Here is a 17,589-nt window from a genome sequence, read left to right as displayed (position 1 = left end):
CGTCAATTTCCGTCCCGGCCCTTCATATGACGGCTGGTAGCGTGCCCAGCGCTTCACCCCCACAGAACGAAGTAACCGATCTTTGGACTTCACTTCATGACTGGTACGCCAGACGGAACCCCCACCAACACGTTCACGCCGGGCGGACGGCGCCGGCACCGCAGGGCGAGAGTGAGCCGCGTCGGCGCGCGACGTGCCCTCGTGCTCGCGATGGCCGTGCCCGTGGCCTCCGCCACGCTGGCCGGGACCTCTGCCTTCGCCGCCGACGACAACACCCCGCAGGCGCAGGGCATCTCGGTCGACGACCTCGCCGCCGACGACGCGCGGCTGGTCGAGAACCTCAACGAGCGCCTCGCCGACGAACGGCTGGGCACCGACGTCAGCGGCGTCGTGCTCGACGCGGACTCGGACACCGCCCTGTGGGACCACAACGGCTCCACCGCCCTCATGCCCGCCTCCAACGCCAAGCTGGCCACGGCCACCACGGCCCTGACGCTGCTGGGCGCGAACCACGAGTTCACCACCAGGGTCGTGTACGGCGAGGGCACCCTCACCCTCGTCGGCGGCGGTGACCGCACCCTCACGAGCGAGGACGTCGCCGCGCTGGCCAAGACCGCCGCCGACGGGCTCAAGGCGGCGGGCCGCACGGACGTCGGGGTCCGGGTGGACGACAGCCTGTTCGCCGACCCGAGCCTCGCCGAGGGCTGGAACGAGGGCTACTACCCCACCGAGGTCGCGCCGGTCCGTTCGCTCGTCGTCGACGGGGCGGCGGTCGAGGACACGTCGATCGACGCGGGCAAGGTCTTCGCGGAGAAGCTCGCCGCGCAGGGCATCACCGTCGGCGGCGAGGTGGGCCGCGCGACGGCCAAGCAGTCCGACGTGCCGGTGGCGCAGCACAAGTCGGCGCCGCTGTCGGACATCGTCAAGACGATGCTCAAGACGAGCGACAACAACATCGCCGAGACCCTGCTGCGGATGACCGCGGTGGAGCTGGGCAAGCCGGCCACCTTCGAGGGCGGCGTCGAACTCGTCCGCCAGGTGCTCAGCTCGTACGGCATCTCCCTCGACAACTTCGAGATGCACGACGGCAGCGGCCTGTCCCGGGCCGACCGCATCCCGGCCGCGACCCTCGCCCAGATCCTCGACGCGATCACGGAGTCCCCGGCCCTGGGATCGATCCTGGAGGGCCTGCCCGTCGCCGGCGAGGCCGGTTCCAGCCTCGGCCCGGAGTGGGGACGCTTCGACGACCCCGACTCCGAGTGCGCGGTCGGCAAGGTGCACGCGAAGACCGGCACGCTCACCGGTGCGATCGCCCTGAGCGGTGTCACGCGGACCGACGACGGAGACTGGCGGATCTTCTCCTTCATCGAGAACAACTCGACGGCCGACCCGAGCGACATCAAGGACGCCATGGACGGCCTCGCGGCGACCGTGAACGGCTGCTGGGCCTGACGGCCCGCACACCGGCGGGTGTCCGCGCGTCGCCCACCGGCGGCGCGCGGACGGTCGCAGGGGGAGATTCGGTGAAGGCCCCTCCGGGCAGCCGGCGGGGCCGCCCGCACCTCACCGTCGCACCAGCCGCCTGGCCCGCGCTCCCCGCTCGGTGACGTCGGCCTTCCACAGGTCGTACTCGGCGTCGAGCGGGCCGTGGTCCGTACGCGGGGCTCCGTCGCCGAAGACCCGGACGGGATGCGCGGCGTCCCAGGGAGCCCAGCCGGGGTCGCCGGACTCCGCGAACCGCACCCACGCCCCGTGCATCGCGTCGGCCAGGTCCTGCGGGGCGCCCTCGCCCGCGAGTCTGCGCGCGTCGGGGCCGTCGCCGGAGTCGAAGACGAAGCCCAGTTCCAGGGCGTGGCAGGCGCCGAGGCCGGGCAGGCCGGACGGCCAGGCGAACTCGTAGAGGTACGAGGAACCGGGCCGCGCGTCGGCCAGGCGGTGCATCGGGACGCGCAGCAGGTGGTCGGTGACCAGCTGGCCCACGGTTTCGGCGGCTCCCGCGCCGGGACGCAGCGCGCGGTAGCCGCGGACGACCTCGTTGCCGCAGTGGCAGCGGGCGCGGGCTCCCGCGAGGGCCACCGCGCCGAGCCGGTCCACGCGTTCGAGGAGGCCGCCGGGGACCAGCCAGAGCCGGTACTCGTCGCGGGTCCAGCCCATCATGAGGTCGACGTCCGGTGCCGCGTCGCCGTCGAGGAGTGCCTCCAGCGGATCGCGGGGCAGCACGTCGCCGTCGACGACCAGCCCGAAGCCGGGGCCGCCGAGTACGGGGCTGCTGAAGCGCCCCACCTCGGCCTGGGCCCGCAGCAGCTGGTCGCGGTCGGCGGCGGCGAAGGCCTCGGCGGTGGCGGGGATCTTGAGGCGGGCGGCCATGCGGCGGACCATGCGCCGCACCTTGTCGCGGTCGGTGGCCTCGGGTGCGCCGCTCTGGAGCACGGCCCGCCGGAACAGCCCCCGGGCCGCGGGTGCGGCGAGGAGCGCGCCGGTGCTGATGGCGCCCGCGGACTGGCCGGCGACGGTGACCCGGTCGGGGTCGCCGCCGAAGGCCGCGATGGAGTCCCGCACCCACTGGAGGGCGGCGATCTGGTCGCGCAGGCCGGCGTTGGCGGGGGCGTCCGGGAACAGGCCGTAGCCCTCCACACCCAGTCGGTAGTTGATCGACACGCACACCACGCCGTCCCGGGCGAAGGTGTGGCCGTCGTAGACCGGCACGGCGGAGGAACCCCTGGTCAGCGCGCCGCCGTGTAGCCAGACCAGCACCGGCAGACGGGCGCCGGGGCCCGGCTCGGGGGTCCAGACGTTGAGGTTGAGGCAGTCGTGGCCCGGGATCGTCGGGTCGGAGAGGTACCGGGCGAAGGCCTCGGAGTATGGCGGTTTCGGTGCCGTGGGGCCGTAGGAGCCCGCGTCGCGGACGCCGTCCCAGGGCTCGGGCGGCAGCGGCGGACGGAACCGGCCCGGCCCGAAGGGGGGTGCGGCGTAGGGGATGCCCCGGAAGACCGCGACTCCGTGTTCGTACCTGCCGCGCACCGCGCCGTGGACCGTTGTGACCACGGGGTTCGTCCGGCCTGACCGCATGCGCCCACCAGCCCTTCGCCGCACCGATGTACCGCGCAAGGCACAGCGCCGCACCGGCCGGATCTATTCCGGACTCCCCCGTCGCCGGGGTTGCGGGACAATGGAGGCCACGCATGCCCGCACCGTGCCATCGAGGAGGTTGTCGTGACGGACGACGTACCCGTGAGGATCGCCGAGGCCGACGGGCGGCACGCGGTACTGGCCTTCTCCGGGACCCTGGACGCGCCCGCGCTGGGCGTGCTGGAGGAGCTGCTGCTCGACCCGCGGCTGCGGGAGCCGGGGGAATGGACCCTGGAGATGAGCGGCCTGGAGCACATCGACCTGGCCTGCGCCTACGCGCTGCTGCGGACGGTGACCCGGACGCCGGAGCCGGTGGCCCTCACGGTCCGGGGTGCCCGCCCCGCCGTGCACCGGACGCTGCGGCAGGCGGGGCTCGACACGGTGGCCGCCTTCACGGCGTAGGCGGGTCAGCCGCCCATGTCCACGCGGTTGTCGGGCGCCCCGTCGCCGTACCGGGGCAGGTCGCCGCGCTCGACCGGTGTGGCGGGCGCCGGGTCGGCGGAGGGCAGGAGGCGGTCGGTCTCGGCGGCGTCGGGGCGGTGGGCGGCGAGGGCGGCGGCGCGCAGGACGTCGCGCGGGACGGCGTCCGTCTCGGCGGAGACCCGGACGACGTGGCCCTTCTCGGGCAGGGCGTACTCGTGGCGTCCGGCACCGGTGCGGTACCAGGTGCTGCCGTCGCGCTCGCAGGTGGTGTGCTCGCCGGACATGTCGCCGACGGGCTGCTCGGGGCAGGTGCCGGCGGTGATGGTGCCCCGGTCTACGGCGAGGAGTAGCAGCGCGTTGGTCTCGCCGTCGACCCAGGTGGCGGAGAAGCCCTCGTCACCGAGGACGCCGACGGACTGCTGGGCCAGGGTGAACCCGGGTGCCTCGGTGACGTAGACCAGTTCCGGGGCCACGCCCATCGCCCGGGCGCGGGCCGTGAGTTCGCTCCCACCGGTGTCCGGGGCGGCGGCCGACGGGGAGCCGGACGGGCGGTCGGCGCCCGCCTTCTCGGAACCGCAGGCGGTGAGCAGCAGCGGGGCCAGCAACAGCGCCGGCAGGACGCGCGCGTGACGGATCATGCGGCCATCCTGCCGCACGGGAGTTCTACGGCTTCGGCGGTTTCGTGATCGATTAGAGTTGCGCGATGCTCGAAGAGAAGTTCGAAGGAAAGCTGGTCGGGCTGCGCGCGCTGCGCTCCGAGGACGCGGAGCACCATCTGCGGTGGCGCAACGACCCGGAAGTGGTGCGCTGGGCCACGGCCGGCGACCCGTGCTTCGGCCCGGTCACGGCGGAGGCGGTCGCTCTCGGCTTCGACACCATGCTGCGTCTGAACCCGAGGGAGTCGGCCGTGTTCACGGTCGAGGACCTGGCGGGCGGCGCCGTGATCGGCATGGCCGACTACCGGGACCTGGACCCGTACGCCGGGGTGGCCACGCTCGGGGTCACCATCGGCGAGCGGGAGTTCTGGGGCCTCGGTCACGGCAGTGACGCGCTGCGGCTCCTCGTGGACCACCTGTTCGGCGCGTATCCCCTCAACCGGCTGGAGCTGGACACCTGGAGCGGCAACGAGCGGGCCGTGCGCGCCTTCACCCGGCTGGGCTTCCGCGAGGAGGGCCGCCGTCGGTCGGCCGTGCTGCTGGACGGGAATCGCTACGACAGCGTGCTCTTCGGGATGCTCCGCGAGGAGTGGCCGAACGGCACGCGCGACGCGGTGAACGCGGCCGTCTAGGTCCCCTCGGGGCGGTGGGCCGCGGCCGCCTTCGTCAGCTGGACGGCCTGGCGCAGGCCGAGCCCGGGGGCCGATTCGCGCAGGACCTTCACCGCGCGGACGGAGTCGACGGGGCCTTCGTAACCGGCCGAGGCGAGCCGTTCGTGGACCCAGCGGGCGAACAGTGCCGCGTCGGGGGCCGCGGCGGCCCGCTCGACCAGGGCGGCGGCGCGTTCGAGTCCGGGCCGCTCCTCGGGCGTCGCCTCGGCGAGCGCCCGACGCAGGTCGTGGGCGACGACGTCCGCGTCGCGCAGGACGAGGACGTTGAGTTCCGGTGGGGCGAGTCGTCCGAACATACGGCCATGATCGGCTCGACGCCCCATGGTGTTCAACGGACTTGAGGAGCTTCTGAGGGACGGCGCGGCGGTGGCCACCCCCCGTGTCCGTTTCCTTCAAGACGAGGAAGCGCGGCCCGCCTACGGTGGCCCCATGACCGCACGATTCAACGCCATCGGCCTCGTCGTCTCCGACATGGCCGCGTCCGTGACCTTCTACCGCCGGCTCGGTTTCGCCTTTCCCGAGGGAGCCGGGGACGAGCCGCACGCCGAGGCGGAGTTGCCGGGCGGGATCCGGCTGCTGCTCGACACCGAGGACTCCGTCCGTTCGTTCACGCCCGGATGGCAGCCGCCGGCCGGGGGCGGGCGGCACTCGCTGGCCCTGCTGTGCGACACACCCGCCGAGGTGGACGCCTTCTACGCCGAACTGACCGGTGCCGGGTGCAAGGGCGAGCGCGAGCCCTGGGACGCCCCGTGGGGGCAGCGGTACGCCGTCGTCGAGGACCCCGACGGGCACGGCGTCGACCTGTTCGCGCCGCTAGCCGCGCAGTAGTTCGCCGGGCGTCGCGCCTGCCAACTCGCGTACGTCCCGCGTCAGATGGGCCTGGTCCGCGAAGCCGGTCCGGGCCGCCGTCTCGGCGAGGGGCGTGCCGTCCCCGGCCAGGGCGAGGGCGCGTTGCAGCCGCAGGACGCGGGCCAGCGTCTTGGGGCCGTAGCCGAAGGCGGCGAGTGAACGGCGGTGCAGCCGGCGGGCCGGGATGCCCAGTCCGTCGGCGGTCTCGGCGACCGGGCGGCCCGCGTCGAGGGCGGCGACGATCCGGGCGAGGAGCGGGTCGGGCGGACCGGTCTCGGCGGCGCGGGACAGCGCGGCCTCCTCCAGGCCGCTCGCCGGGTCGGGGGCCGCGTTGACCCGGTCGGCCAGGCGCCGCGCGCGGCCGGCCGGCCAGAGGTCGGTGAGGTCGACGCGGCGGTCGCGCAGGGCGTCGGCGGGGACGCCGAGGAGGGTGGGTGCGGTGCCGGGGTAGAAGCGGACTCCGGCCCAGGGCCCCTCGCCGTCCCCGGTGACGTGGGCGCGGGTGTCGGGGCCCGCGACCAGGAGCCGGCCGTCGTGCCAGAGCAGGTCCATGCAGCCGTCGGGGAGGACCCGCCCGGGACCGGGCCCGGCCGGGGTGCTGGTCCACACCACCGCGCCGGTCAGCCGGGACGCCCGTTCCGCGTACACGCGTGCCAGGTTACGCCCGGGCCGCAGCGGCAGCCGGGGTCCGGTACTCCTGCGGGCTGACGCCGTACACCCGCTTGAAGGCGGTGGACAGGGCGAAGGCGCTGCCGTAGCCGACCCGACGGGCGATCGCGCCGAGGGTGTCCTCGCTGTCGCGCAGCCGGTCGGCGGCCAGGGCGAGCCGCCAGCCGGTGAGGTAGCCCATGGGCGGTTCGCCGACCAGGTCGGTGAAGCGGCGGGCGAGCGCGGCGCGGGACACCCCGGTCCTGGCGGCGAGGTCCGCGACGGTCCAGGGGTGGGCCGGGTCGTCCTGGAGCAGCCGCAGCGCCCGGCCGACGACCGGGTCGCCCAGGGCCAGGTACCAGGCGGGTGCCTCGGCCGACGGCCCGGCGAACCAGGCCCGCAGCGCGGCGATGACCAGCAGGTCCAGGAGCCGGTCCAGGACGACCTCCTGGCCCGGCTCGTCCCGCGTGACCTCGGTCGTCAGCAGCGGTGTGAGGGGGTTGTCCCACGTGTCGGAGGTGAGGGACAGCAGCGGGGGCAGGGCGTCGAGGAGCCGCCCGCCGATCTCGCCGCGGACCAGGTAGGTGCCGATGAGCAGGACCGCCTCGCCGTCGGCGCGGTCGCCCCAGGTGCGGACGCCGAGGTCCATGGAGCCGTTGAGGGGGCGTCCGTCGGGGTAGCTGCACGCGCCGCCCGGCAGGATCACCGCCTGCGGGTCGGTGGCGGGGTCGTCGGCGCAGACGTACGGGTCGGGGCCGCGCGCGATGGCCAGGTCCCCGGCCCGCAGTCGCAGCCGCTCCCCCGTGTCGGGCACGACCCAGGCGTCGCCGCGGACCATCAGCATCACGGTCAGCGGCGCCCGGTCCTCGACCCGCACCGCCCAGGGCGGATCGAAGCAGGCGCGGATCATGAAGGCGCCACGGGCCCGGGGGCCCTCCAGCAGTCCGGCGAGTGCGTCCACGCCCGCCAGTGTCCCGGTTCGGCCCACGGGCCGTTCACCGAGGGGTGCCCCGGGCCTCCTCCCCGCGTCCGACGGCCGCGTCGAGGGCTCTCCTGGCCGCCGTGACGACGGTGCCGTCGGTGCGGAAGTGGGTGTCGTCGTCGGCGGAGGTGCCGCCGGCGCCGAGGGGCACCCAGCCGGCCGCGCGCCGGGGCGTCGCCCGGGTCTTGGCGGACAGGTGCACCGAGGTGGCGCCCGCCGCCAGCAGCCCGGCGATGTCGCCCGGCCGCACTCCCCCGCCGGCGGCCACGTCGATCCCGGGGGCCGCGGCGGCCATCGCGGTGAGCGCGGCGCCTCCGTCGGCGGCGGTGGGCGCGCCGCCGGAGGTGAGGACGCGGGTGATGCCGAGCCCCGGCAGAGCCGCGACGGCGGCCACGGGGTCGCTCGCCTGGTCAACGGCCCGGTGGAGCGTGATCTGCGCCGCGGGGTCGGTCTCCCGCGCGGCGCCGACGAACGCGGCGAGGGCGTTCGTGTCCAGGGCGCCGTCCGGGGTCAGCGCCCCGACGACGACGCCGCGGGCGCCGGCGCGCACGGCGGTGCGCACCTCGGCGGCCATCAGGGCGACCTCCTCGGCGTCGTACACGAAGTCGCCCGGGCGGCAGCGGACGAGGACGTGGACGGGCGGCCCGGCCCCGACGGCCGCCTCGACGGTCGCGGTCGAGGGGGTCAGGCCGCCGAGTTCCAGTCCGGTGCACAGTTCGACGCGGTCCGCCCCGTTCTCACGGGCGGTGCGGGCGCCGGCCGGGGACACGACGGCGATCTCCAGGCTGGGGCGGGGGCTCATTCGTCGGCCCCGGTCAGCGGCTGGTCGGCGGCCGGGATCAGGCGGGCGGTCAGGTCCGGGTCGGCCATGGCGGGGTCGAAGGGGAACATGGGCCGGCGGATGCGGTGGTGGCCGAGGCGGACGAGGTCCTGGTCGACGCCGCCCGGGGTGAGGGCCATCTTCCAGTCGGCGGCCATCGCGAACAGTTCGGGTTCCAGGTAGCCGATCTTCACGACGACGACGTCGGCGCCGCGCGGGTCGAGGTCCAGGTCGGTGAAGTCGTGCTCGTGGTGGTAGGGCTTGCGCAGTTCGGTGAGGATCACGTAGGCGCTGCCGACGCGTACGACGACCTCGGTGCGGGCGTCGCGGTCCCCGTGCCGGACGGCGTGCACGACGCCGGTGAGGGTGACGGGGCCGGCGTGCCGGTCGTCGACCTCGGCGCCCGCCGTCACCGTCACCGTGGCCCCGACGCCCGCCTCGGCGGCCTGCCGGACGGCCTCCGGTCCCGGCACCGAGGCGTACAGGACGGTCGGCCCGTCCTCCTTCTGGAACTCGGGGCGGGCGAGCAGCCGTGTCAGTCCCCAGGTCACGTCGCCGGCGCCGCCCGCGGTCGGGTTGTCGCCGGTGTCGCTGACGTAGTACGGGCGCCGCTCGCCGGCCAGGGCCTCGTCGAGGATGGCGTCGAAGGTGCCGGTGGGGGCGACGAAGTCGAAGTCGTGGCGGGCGTCCCAGAAGCCGCGGGCGAGCCGTTCGGCGCCCTCGGCGACGGCCCGCTCGTCGTGCCCGGTGACGACGACCGCGGCGCGGTTGCGGGGTTCGTCGGCCCAGGCGTAGCCGACCCAGATCGCCGCGTCGATCACGCCCTCCCGCGCCTCGACCCCGGGAACGGCTCCGTACACGCTCTTCGCCGGCTCGATCCGGGTGGAGGTCTGCTCCCCGGCCAGCAGGACGGGGACCGGCACCCATGCCTTCAGCGGGCGGGGGGCGCCGGAGGCGAGGTGCGCCAGCAGGTTGCGGACGGCGCGTTCCTTGGTCTCCATGTGGTCCTCGTGCGGGGCCATCCGGTAGCAGGTGATCAGGTCGCTGCGGTGGACGAGGGCGCGGGAGACGTTTCCGTGCAGGTCCATGGAGGTGGAGACGATCACGTCGTCGCCGACGGCGGAGCGCACCCGCTCCAGGAGCACTGCCTCGGCGTCGTCGACGCCCTCGACGGTCATGGCGCCGTGGATGTCGAACCAGAGGCCGTCCAGCGGCGGGAGGGCGGCGAGCCGGGTGAGGAGCTCACCGGTGAGTTCCTCCCAGGCGGCTGCGGTGACGGTGCCGCCCGGCAGCGACTTGCCGACCAGGGCGCCGTGCCAGTCGGCCGCCTCGCGCAGTTCCTCACCGGCGGCGAGGAAGGGGTAGCGGTCCAGGACCTCCTGGCCGCGGGAGGGGTGGAAGGCGGGGGCCTCGGTGCGGGCGGGCGAGAAGGTGGACGACTCGATGCCGAGTCCGGCGACGGCGACGACGGGGCGGCGGGAAGGGGTGCTGGGGTGCGACATGGCTCCTCGTTCGTGCGGGTGGTGCGGAGGTGCGTGGTGCGGGGGTGCGTGGTGCGGGGGTGGCGCGGAAGGTGCCTGGTGGGGGGGTGCGTGGTGCGGGTTCAGGGGGTGGGGGTCCGGAAGCGGTCCGGGTCCAGTTGGGCTCCGCCGACCTCGCGCAGGGCCTGCGAGAGCGCCCGCTGGAGGGCGAACTGTCCGGCGCCCAGGAGCCCGGCGTCGGCGCCGAGGACGGCGCGTTCGATGGCGAGGTGTTCGGTGACCAGCGGGTGGCAGCTCTCGTAGAGCTGGCTGCGGACGGCGGCGACGAACGGCTCGACGGTGGAGAGGATGCCGCCGAGGTAGACGGCGTCCGGGTTGAAGAAGTTGACGTTGGCGGCGAGCACCTGGCCGAGGTAGTCCCCGGCCCTGCGCACCGCCCGGTTGGCCTCCGGGTGCGCGTCGGTGGCCAGCCGCACCACGTCCTCGGCGCTGGTGACGTCGACCCCCTCCTCCCGCAGCACCCGGACGAGGGCGGCGCCCGAGGCGACCGTCTCCAGGCAGTCGGTGTTGCCGCAGGAACAGGGCACATTGTCGCCGCGGGCGATGCGGATGTGGGTGATCTCCCCGGCCGCTCCCGTGCCGCCGCGGTAGAGCCGGCCGTCGACGAGGGCGGCGGCGCCGATCGCGGTGCCCGTCTTCACCATGATCACCTGCTGGTGGCGTCCCTTGCGGGCGGTGTGCTCGCCCACGGCCATGCAGTTGGCGTCGTTGTCGGCGACGGCGGGGACGGCAAAGCGCTCCCGGAGCCAGGACTCGGCGGGGAAGCGGTTCCATCCCGGCATGCGGGAGGGCTGCACGACGCGCCCCGTGGCGGTGTCGACCGGGCCGGGCAGGGAGAGGCCGACACCGCGCAGCCGTGCCCTGCCGTGGCGTTCCACCAGCTCGTCCAGGGTGGCGGCGAGGCCGGAGAGGGCCGCCTGCGGGCCCTCGGCGACGACCAGCGGCACGGTGGAGACGTCACGCAGCTCGCCGCCCGGCAGGACCACTCCGACGCGGGCGTGTCTGCCGCCCAGGTCGGCGGCTACGGCGAACTCGTCCTGCCCACCGAGTCTGAGCACCTTGCGCGGGCGGCCGCCGGTGGAGGACTGAGTGCCCTCCTCGGCGACGAGGCCGTGCTCCACGAGCTGGGCCACGGCCACCGAGACGCTGGAGGCCGCGGCGCCGAGCAGCTCGCCGAGCTGGGCCCGGGAGGTCGCCCGGCCGGAGGCGATGAGTTCGAGCGCTCGCGCCGCCAGCGCCGAGGTGCCGGCCGTCTTCCGGCCCCGGGTACTTATTTCGTTCATCTCCGTGCTTACTTCCGCATGACTGGTCCGGTGCCGACAGTACGCCTGAAAAGCCGTTCCGTGAATGGCGGTTCGCCCGGCAATTCGGGGATTCGGTGGCGCCCGGACTTTTTTCAGAAACGGAGATACTTATTTGTTACGCAACTTTGTTTGTACCTGCACCGAGTCAGGCGTTAGCTGACTCCACGCCATTCACCTGGAGGAGATACATGTCCCCTGCTCGCACAGCGACACGCCGACGCCGGGCGCTCGTCGTCGGCGCATGCGCGGCCGTGGGCGTGCTGCTCAGCGGCTGCGCGGGCGGTGTCTCCGCCCCCTCCGGCTCGAAGAACGAGATCAACTACGCCCTCCCGGCCAACTTCACCCCCAACTGGATCGTCCCGATCGGAACGCCGGGGCACCTCAACACCAACAACTCCTCCATATCCCAGGCCATGTGGGAGCCGTTGATCGCCTACGACGGCTCCGCCGGCGAGATCGGCTGGAACAAGGACAACTCGCTGGCGACGGACGCGGTGTTCGCCGCGGACAACAAGAGCGTCACCATCACCCTCGGCGACCGCCACTGGAGCGACGGCGAACCGGTCACCTCACGGGACGTCGAGTTCTGGTACAACCTGGTCAGGGAGAACAAGAAGGCCTGGGCCAGCTACAGTCCGGGCAAGGCCCCGGACGTCTGGACCTCCTTCAAGACCCTCGACGACCGGCACTTCACGCTCGACTTCGACCGCGCCTACAACCGGCAGTGGATGCTCGCCAACGAGCTGAGCATGATCCGCCCGATGCCGCAGCACGTGTGGGACAAGACCGGCGACTCGGGGACGGTCTCGGACCTCGACCGCACCGCGGCCGGCGCCAAGAAGGTCTGGACATACCTGATCGACGCCGGCAAGAAGATCTCCCACTACGCGAGCGACCCGCTGTGGAAGACGGTCAGCGGACCGTACCGGATCAAGTCCTTCTCCACCTCGGGCCGGGTCGAGCTCGTCGAGAACGAGAAGTACGACGGCCGGGGCGCGGCCCACGTCCGGCAGATCAACCTGCTCTCCTTCACCACGGTGGCCGCCGAGGAGAACGCGCTGCGGGCCGGCACCGTCGACTACGGCTACATCAGGGCCTCCGACCTCGGCATCAAGAAGTCCTTCACGGACCTCGGCTACCACGTCGAGCGCTGGTCCGGCTGGGCCGTCACCTACATGCCCTACAACTTCAACAACCCGGAGATGGGCGCGGTCTTCCGGCAGTCCTACGCGCGGCAGGCCATCCAGAAGTCCGTCGACCAGAAGACGCTGGCCAAGGTGCTCTACAACGGCACCGCGGTACCCACCTACGGCCCCGTCCCGCAGGGGCAACCGTCCGGCTTCCTCTCCGGCGAGCAGAAGGCGGAGCCGTACCCGTTCTCCAACTCCGAGGCGCGCAAGCTGCTGACGGACCACGGCTGGAGCGAGCGGGACGGCACCATGGTGTGCACCTCGCCGGGCGAGGGCGAGGGGCACTGCGGCGAGGGCGTGGACAAGGGCACCGAGTTCAGGATGCGGGTGCTGTCCCAGTCCGGCTCCACGGAGACGGACAACATGATGAGCGCCCTGCAGTCCTCCTTCGAGGAGACCGGCATCGACTTCGACATCAAGACGGCCCCGGTCAACTCGGTCCTCTCGCAGACCGGGCAGTGCGAGGCGGACGACCCCGCCTGCGACTGGCAGCTCTCCTTCTTCGGCAGCGCGGGCAGCTGGTACTTCCCCGCCTACCCCAGCGGTGACGCGCTCTTCGCGAGCGGCGGCGGCTCCAACTTCGGCAGCTACTCCGACCCGGAGGTGGACGAGCTGATCGACCGGACCACCACCTCCTCGTCCTCCGACGCCATGCTCGCCTACAGCAAGGCCCTCGCCGAGGACCTGCCCGTGGTCTGGCTCCCCGAGCCCGACTACCAGGTCTCCGTGATCAGGGACGGGCTCGGCGGGTTCGCCCAGGACTCCCTCGCCAACTTCCACCCCGCCATGTGGGCGTGGACCGAGTGAGCCCGGGCCCGACCCGCCTCACCCGCCCCGTCCCCACCCAGCCACCCGGAAAACCATGAGCACTTACTCCTTCCTGATCAGGCGGGTCCTGCAGGCCCTGGCGGTGGTCCTCCTCGTGACCGTCGTGGTGTTCTGCCTGCTGCACGCCCTGCCCGGTGGTCCCGCCCGCGGCATCCTCGGCCCCCAGGCCACCGCCTCGCAGATCGCCGCCTTCAACCACGAACAGGGTCTCGACAAGCCGATGCCGGTTCAGTACGTCTACTACCTGAACCAGCTGATCCACGGCGACCTCGGCATGTCCTACACCCTCAACGAGCCCGTCTCCCAGCTGATCACCGAACGGCTGCCGAAGACGCTGCTGCTGACCGTCCTCTCGGCCGCCGTCGGCCTGCTGTTCGCGGTGCCGCTCGGCGTGTGGCAGGCCGTCCGCCGCAACAAGCCGGTCGACTACGCCATCACCACGCTCAGCTTCATCGCCTACTCCACCCCGGTGTACTTCCTCGGGCTGATCCTGGTCCTCGTCTTCAGCCAGGTCCTGCCCTGGTTCCCGGCCCAGGCGCCCCAGGGCAACGATGTCGCGGACATCCTCGCCCAACCCCAGGGCCTGGTACTGCCGGTGGTGGCCGGCGCGGCCACGATGGTCGCCGTGTTCAGCCGCTACATGCGCTCGGCCACGCTGGAGAACCTCACCGAGGACTACGTGCGCACGGCGCGGGCCGGCGGCTCCCGCCCCCGGGCCGTCCTGACGCGGCACGTCTTCCGCAACTCGCTGACCCCCGTGGTGGCCATGCTCGGCTACTACGTACCGGTCCTCTTCGGCGGCGCGCTGGTGGTGGAGCAGCTCTTCAACTACCCCGGAATGGGTCTGCTGTTCTGGACCGCCGCCCAGTCCTCCGACTATCCCGTGCTGCTGGGATGCGTCCTGGTCATCTCGATCGCCACGGTGACCGGGACCCTCCTGGCCGACATCCTGCAGCGCGTCATCGACCCCCGAGTGAAGGCAGGTCGGGCATGAGCTCCCTCACCTCCCTGGACACGCTCGCCCCGAAGCCCCCGGCCGCCGCGTCCGGCACCCGGCTCGCGGTCCGCCGCTTCCTGCGCAACCGCCTGGCCGTGGTGGGGCTCGGCGTGGTGGTGTTCTTCGTGCTGTTCTGCTTCGTGGGCCCGCTGGTCCACTCGACCGACCAGACGCACACGCTGCTCCAGCAGGTCAACCAGTCGCCGAGCGGCGCCCACTGGCTCGGCACCGACGCGGTCGGCCACGACGAGCTGGGCCGGCTGATGTACGGCGGCAAGGTCTCCCTGATCGTCGGTCTGTCGGCCGGTGTCCTCGCCACGGTCATCGGCACCCTGTGGGGCGCCGCGGCCGGATACGCGGGCGGCTGGATCGACGCGGTGATGATGCGCGTGGTGGACGCGGGCATCGCCATCCCCGCCCTGTTCATCCTGCTGGTGGTCTCCGCGATCACCACTCCCGACCTGACCGGCCTCGTCCTCATCCTCGGCCTCATCTCCTGGCTCGTGCCCTCACGGCTGGTGCGGGCGGAGACCCTGACGCTGAAGAACCGGGACTTCGTCCTCACCCTCCGCGCGATCGGCGGCACCCACGCGCGCGCCATCGTCCGGCACATCCTGCCGAACTCGGTGTCGACCGTCATCGTGGCGGCCACCTTCCAGATCGCCGACGCGATCCTGCTGGTGGCCTACGTCTCCTACCTCGGCCTGGGCGTCCAGCCCCCGTCCACCGACTGGGGCGGCATGCTCTCCACCGGGATGACCGCCGCCTACTCGGGCCACTGGTGGCTGATCCTGCCGCCGGGCCTCGCCATCATCCTGGTGGTGTGGGCGTTCAACGCGATCGGAGACGGACTCCGTGACGCATTCGACGTGAGGGGCCGCGCATGAGCGCCGTTCGACGACCGGCCGCTCCCGCCGCCGGAGAGCACATCCTCGACCTCGACGGCCTGGGCGTCGTCTTCACCACGGAGACCGGCACGGTGCACGCGGTGCGCGGCGTGTCCCTGCACGTCGCGCCCGGCGAGACGCTCGCCCTGGTCGGCGAGTCGGGCTCGGGCAAGTCCACCGTCGCGCTGGCGGCCATGGGACTGCTCGCCGGCAACGCCCGCGCCACCGGAAGGGCCGTCGTCGACGGCACCGACGTCGTCGGCGCCGACGAGGAGCGGCTGTCGGGGCTGCGCGGCTCGACCGTCTCCATGGTCTTCCAGGAACCGGCCACCGCACTCGACCCGCTCACCCGGGTCGGCAAGCAGATCGCCGAGGTGATCCGCAACCACCGGCGGGTCTCCGCCGCGGACGCCGCCGCGCGCGCCGTCGAACTGCTCCGCCGCGTCGGCATCCCCGAGCCCGAGCAGCGGGCCCGCTCCTACCCGTTCCAGCTCTCCGGCGGCCAGCGCCAGCGCGTCGTCATCGCCATGGCCATCGCCAACGAACCGGCGCTGCTGATCGCCGACGAGCCCACCACCGCGCTCGACGTGACCGTGCAGGCCGAGATCCTCGACCTGCTGCGGCGCCTCGCCTCGGAGACCGGCACGGGTGTCCTGCTGGTCACCCACAACATGGGCGTCGTCGCGGACTTCGCCGACCGGGTCGCGGTGATGTACCAGGGCGCCGTCGTGGAGACCGGCCCCGTCGAGGACGTACTGCTGCGCCCCTCGCACGACTACACCAAGCGGCTGCTGTCCGCCGTACCGAGGCTCTCGGTCGCCGAGGCCGGTGAGGCCCGCGCGGCCGGTGAGCGGGGGGCCGAGGCGCCCGGGGCCGTGTCCGAGGGACAGCCCGCGGTGGAACTGAAGGACGTCTCGGTGGTCTTCGGCCGCGGGAAGCGGGCGGTGCACGCCCTGAAGGGTGTCTCCTTCGCCGTCCACCCCGGGGAGACGCTCGGTCTGGTGGGCGAGTCGGGCTCCGGCAAGTCCACCGCCTCCCGCGTGGCACTCGGCCTGATCGCCCCCGCGGCGGGCTCCGTCACCCTCTTCGGTGCCGGCCTGGCCGCCACCCGTGCGCGGGCCCGGCGTGCGCTGCGCGCCGGCATCGGCGTCGTCCTCCAGGACCCGGTCGCCTCGCTCGACCCCCGGATGACGGTCGGCGAATGCGTCGCGGAACCGCTGCGGATCCACCGCCGAAACCTGTCCGGGAAGCAGCGGGAGGCCCTGGTCGCCGACGTGCTGGACCGGGTCCGGCTGCCGCGGGAAGTGGCCCGGCGCGCTCCGCGCGAACTGTCCGGCGGCCAGCGCCAGCGCGTGAGCCTCGCGCGTGCCCTGGTCCTCGAACCGCGCCTGCTGGTGGCGGACGAACCCACCAGCGCCCTGGACGTGAGCGTGCAGGAGGCGGTCCTCGAAGTGATCCGCGAGCTGCAGGAGGAGCTGGGCTTCGCCTGCCTCTTCGTCTCCCACGACCTGGCCGTCGTGCAGCGGTTCGCGCGCCGGGTGGTGGTGATGCGGGCCGGCCGGGCCGAGGAGCAGGGGCTCACGTCGGACACCCTGCTGCACCCGGAGACCGACTACACGCGGCGCCTGCTGGCGGCGGTGCCCGTGCCCGACCCCGTCGTCCAGCGCGCCCGCCGGGCCGAGCGGCTGGCGACCCTCGCCGCCGGGCGGACGGAGGAGCAGGCGTGAGCGGTCGCGACACGCCGGTCTTCGCCGGCGTCGACATCGGCGGCACCACCACCCAGGTGGTGCTCTGCGACGAGGGCCTGAAGGTGCTCGACCGCGCGGAGACGGCCACTCCGGCCGGTTCCGGCGGCCGGGCGATGATCGCCGCGGCGCTCGACGCGCTCGCCGAGGTGCGGGCACGCACACCCGGCAGGCTGGCCGCCGTGGGGGTGGGCGCGGCCGGGGTGGTCGACACCGCCTCCGGCCGCGTCCTGGTCGCGAGCGACTCCTTCACCGACTGGGCCGGCTTCCCCGTGACCGCCGCCCTGCGCACCGCGCTGGGCGTCCCCGCCTTCCTCGACAACGACGTCAACGCCTTCCTGCGCGGCGAGGTCGCGTGCGGAGCGGCGGCCGGCGAGACGGACGTCCTCGGCATGACCCTGGGCACCGGTGTCGGCGGGGCGCTGTGGACGGGCGGCGCGCTGCGCGCCGGAGCCCACGGCGCGGCCGGCGAGATCGGCCACATCCCCGGCTTCGGCGACCTGCCGTGCACCTGCGGCGGCCGCGGCCACCTGGAGACGCTGGCCTCGGCCCGCTCCCTGCGGGCCCGCTACTTCGAGCGCACCGGTCGGGAGCTGACCGCACGCGAGGTGGCCGAGGCGGCCCGGCACGGGGACGGCGACGCCCACGCCGTGTACGCGGCGGCGGGCGCCGGTGTCGCCCGCGCGATCGTGATGACCGCCGGCCTCGTCGACATCGGCACGGTCGTGGTCGGGGGCGGCGTCAGCGGCGCCTGGACGCTGCTCGAACCGCTGATCCAGGAGCGGCTCGCCGCCGAACCGCCGATCAGCGGGCACCCCGTCGAACTGCTGCGGGCGGCCCTGGGCACCGACGCCGTGCCGCTGGGCGCGGCGGCCCGGGCGCGCCACGAGCTGACCGCCCGCTGAGCCCGGGCCACGGC

Annotated in this window: 17 protein-coding genes; 9 read left to right on the top strand and 8 right to left on the bottom strand. The window is 73.6% G+C overall.

Features of this window, described 5'->3' with window-relative positions:
• The first annotated feature begins 96 nt into the window (after positions 1-96).
• Positions 97-1,452 carry a D-alanyl-D-alanine carboxypeptidase/D-alanyl-D-alanine-endopeptidase gene (dacB, locus tag ACIQFU_RS25885; protein WP_402554557.1) on the top strand — a complete coding sequence of 452 codons (1,356 nt, stop codon included), beginning with the start codon at positions 97-99 and terminating at the stop codon, positions 1,450-1,452.
• 111 nt (positions 1,453-1,563) lie between these two features.
• Here the strand turns inward: dacB and ACIQFU_RS25880 are convergent, their stop codons facing one another.
• On the bottom strand, positions 1,564-3,069 hold the full coding sequence (locus ACIQFU_RS25880) for a carboxylesterase/lipase family protein (protein ID WP_402554556.1): 1,506 nt from the start codon (positions 3,067-3,069) through the stop codon (positions 1,564-1,566).
• 144 nt (positions 3,070-3,213) lie between these two features.
• On the opposite strand from ACIQFU_RS25880, the gene ACIQFU_RS25875 reads away from it, so the two are divergent.
• On the top strand, positions 3,214-3,531 hold the full coding sequence (locus ACIQFU_RS25875) for an STAS domain-containing protein (protein WP_402554555.1): 318 nt from the start codon (positions 3,214-3,216) through the stop codon (positions 3,529-3,531).
• 5 nt (positions 3,532-3,536) lie between these two features.
• On the opposite strand, the gene ACIQFU_RS25870 is transcribed toward ACIQFU_RS25875, so the two are convergent.
• On the bottom strand, positions 3,537-4,190 hold the full coding sequence (locus ACIQFU_RS25870; protein ID WP_402554554.1) for a hypothetical protein: 654 nt from the start codon (positions 4,188-4,190) through the stop codon (positions 3,537-3,539).
• A gap of 65 nt (positions 4,191-4,255) precedes the next feature.
• Here ACIQFU_RS25870 and ACIQFU_RS25865 point away from each other — a divergent pair, with 65 nt between their 5' ends.
• Entirely contained in the window at positions 4,256-4,840 is a 585-nt protein-coding gene (locus ACIQFU_RS25865; protein ID WP_402554553.1) for a GNAT family N-acetyltransferase, read from the top strand.
• Here ACIQFU_RS25865 and ACIQFU_RS25860 read toward each other — a convergent pair.
• On the bottom strand, positions 4,837-5,175 hold the full coding sequence (locus ACIQFU_RS25860) for a hypothetical protein (protein ID WP_402554552.1): 339 nt from the start codon (positions 5,173-5,175) through the stop codon (positions 4,837-4,839). The genes ACIQFU_RS25865 and ACIQFU_RS25860 overlap by 4 nt on opposite strands.
• Positions 5,176-5,308: 133 nt before the next feature.
• Between ACIQFU_RS25860 and ACIQFU_RS25855 the strand changes: the two genes are divergently transcribed.
• On the top strand, positions 5,309-5,707 hold the full coding sequence (locus tag ACIQFU_RS25855) for a VOC family protein (RefSeq protein WP_402554551.1): 399 nt from the start codon (positions 5,309-5,311) through the stop codon (positions 5,705-5,707).
• Here the strand turns inward: ACIQFU_RS25855 and ACIQFU_RS25850 are convergent.
• The 5 genes from ACIQFU_RS25850 to ACIQFU_RS25830 form a co-directional block, all read right to left on the bottom strand.
• A complete protein-coding gene (locus ACIQFU_RS25850) occupies positions 5,693-6,376 on the bottom strand; it encodes a helix-turn-helix domain-containing protein (protein ID WP_402554550.1) in 684 nt (227 codons plus the stop codon). The genes ACIQFU_RS25855 and ACIQFU_RS25850 overlap by 15 nt on opposite strands.
• A 10-nt stretch (positions 6,377-6,386) precedes the next feature.
• Entirely contained in the window at positions 6,387-7,337 is a 951-nt protein-coding gene (locus ACIQFU_RS25845; protein WP_402554549.1) for an AraC family transcriptional regulator, read from the bottom strand.
• 34 nt (positions 7,338-7,371) lie between these two features.
• Positions 7,372-8,160: a copper homeostasis protein CutC gene (locus tag ACIQFU_RS25840; RefSeq protein WP_402554548.1), complete on the bottom strand. Its 789-nt coding sequence runs from the start codon at positions 8,158-8,160 to the stop codon at positions 7,372-7,374.
• Positions 8,157-9,680: a M81 family metallopeptidase gene (locus tag ACIQFU_RS25835; protein ID WP_402554547.1), complete on the bottom strand. Its 1,524-nt coding sequence runs from the start codon at positions 9,678-9,680 to the stop codon at positions 8,157-8,159. The genes ACIQFU_RS25840 and ACIQFU_RS25835 overlap by 4 nt, the downstream gene beginning before the upstream one ends.
• A 101-nt stretch (positions 9,681-9,781) precedes the next feature.
• Positions 9,782-11,002, bottom strand: a complete 1,221-nt coding sequence (locus ACIQFU_RS25830; protein ID WP_402554546.1) for an ROK family protein — start codon at positions 11,000-11,002, stop codon at positions 9,782-9,784.
• A 209-nt stretch (positions 11,003-11,211) separates the two neighbouring features.
• On the opposite strand from ACIQFU_RS25830, the gene ACIQFU_RS25825 reads away from it, so the two are divergent.
• Genes ACIQFU_RS25825 through ACIQFU_RS25805 form a run of 5 tightly spaced genes read left to right on the top strand, consistent with a single transcriptional unit; the run spans position 11,212 to position 17,575 of the window.
• The gene (locus ACIQFU_RS25825; protein WP_402554545.1) at positions 11,212-13,020 is read left to right on the top strand and encodes a peptide ABC transporter substrate-binding protein; all 1,809 of its coding nucleotides are present in this window, start codon (positions 11,212-11,214) and stop codon (positions 13,018-13,020) included.
• A 55-nt stretch (positions 13,021-13,075) separates the two neighbouring features.
• A complete protein-coding gene (locus ACIQFU_RS25820) occupies positions 13,076-14,035 on the top strand; it encodes an ABC transporter permease (protein WP_402554544.1) in 960 nt (319 codons plus the stop codon).
• On the top strand, positions 14,032-14,925 hold the full coding sequence (locus ACIQFU_RS25815; RefSeq protein ID WP_402554543.1) for an ABC transporter permease: 894 nt from the start codon (positions 14,032-14,034) through the stop codon (positions 14,923-14,925). The genes ACIQFU_RS25820 and ACIQFU_RS25815 overlap by 4 nt, the downstream gene beginning before the upstream one ends.
• Positions 14,922-16,652 (top strand): dipeptide ABC transporter ATP-binding protein, encoded by a 1,731-nt coding sequence (locus tag ACIQFU_RS25810; RefSeq protein WP_402554542.1) that lies wholly within the window; start codon positions 14,922-14,924, stop codon positions 16,650-16,652. Before ACIQFU_RS25815 ends, ACIQFU_RS25810 begins: the two co-directional genes overlap by 4 nt.
• Positions 16,649-17,575: an ROK family protein gene (locus ACIQFU_RS25805; RefSeq protein WP_402554541.1), complete on the top strand. Its 927-nt coding sequence runs from the start codon at positions 16,649-16,651 to the stop codon at positions 17,573-17,575. The genes ACIQFU_RS25810 and ACIQFU_RS25805 overlap by 4 nt, the downstream gene beginning before the upstream one ends.
• Positions 17,576-17,589: the final 14 nt, after the last annotated feature.

Source organism: Streptomyces sp. NPDC093065 (genome assembly GCF_044754585.1).
Taxonomy (GTDB): domain Bacteria; phylum Actinomycetota; class Actinomycetes; order Streptomycetales; family Streptomycetaceae; genus Streptomyces.
Note: the sequence above shows the minus strand (reverse complement) of the source record. Positions and strands in the feature narration are given on the sequence as shown.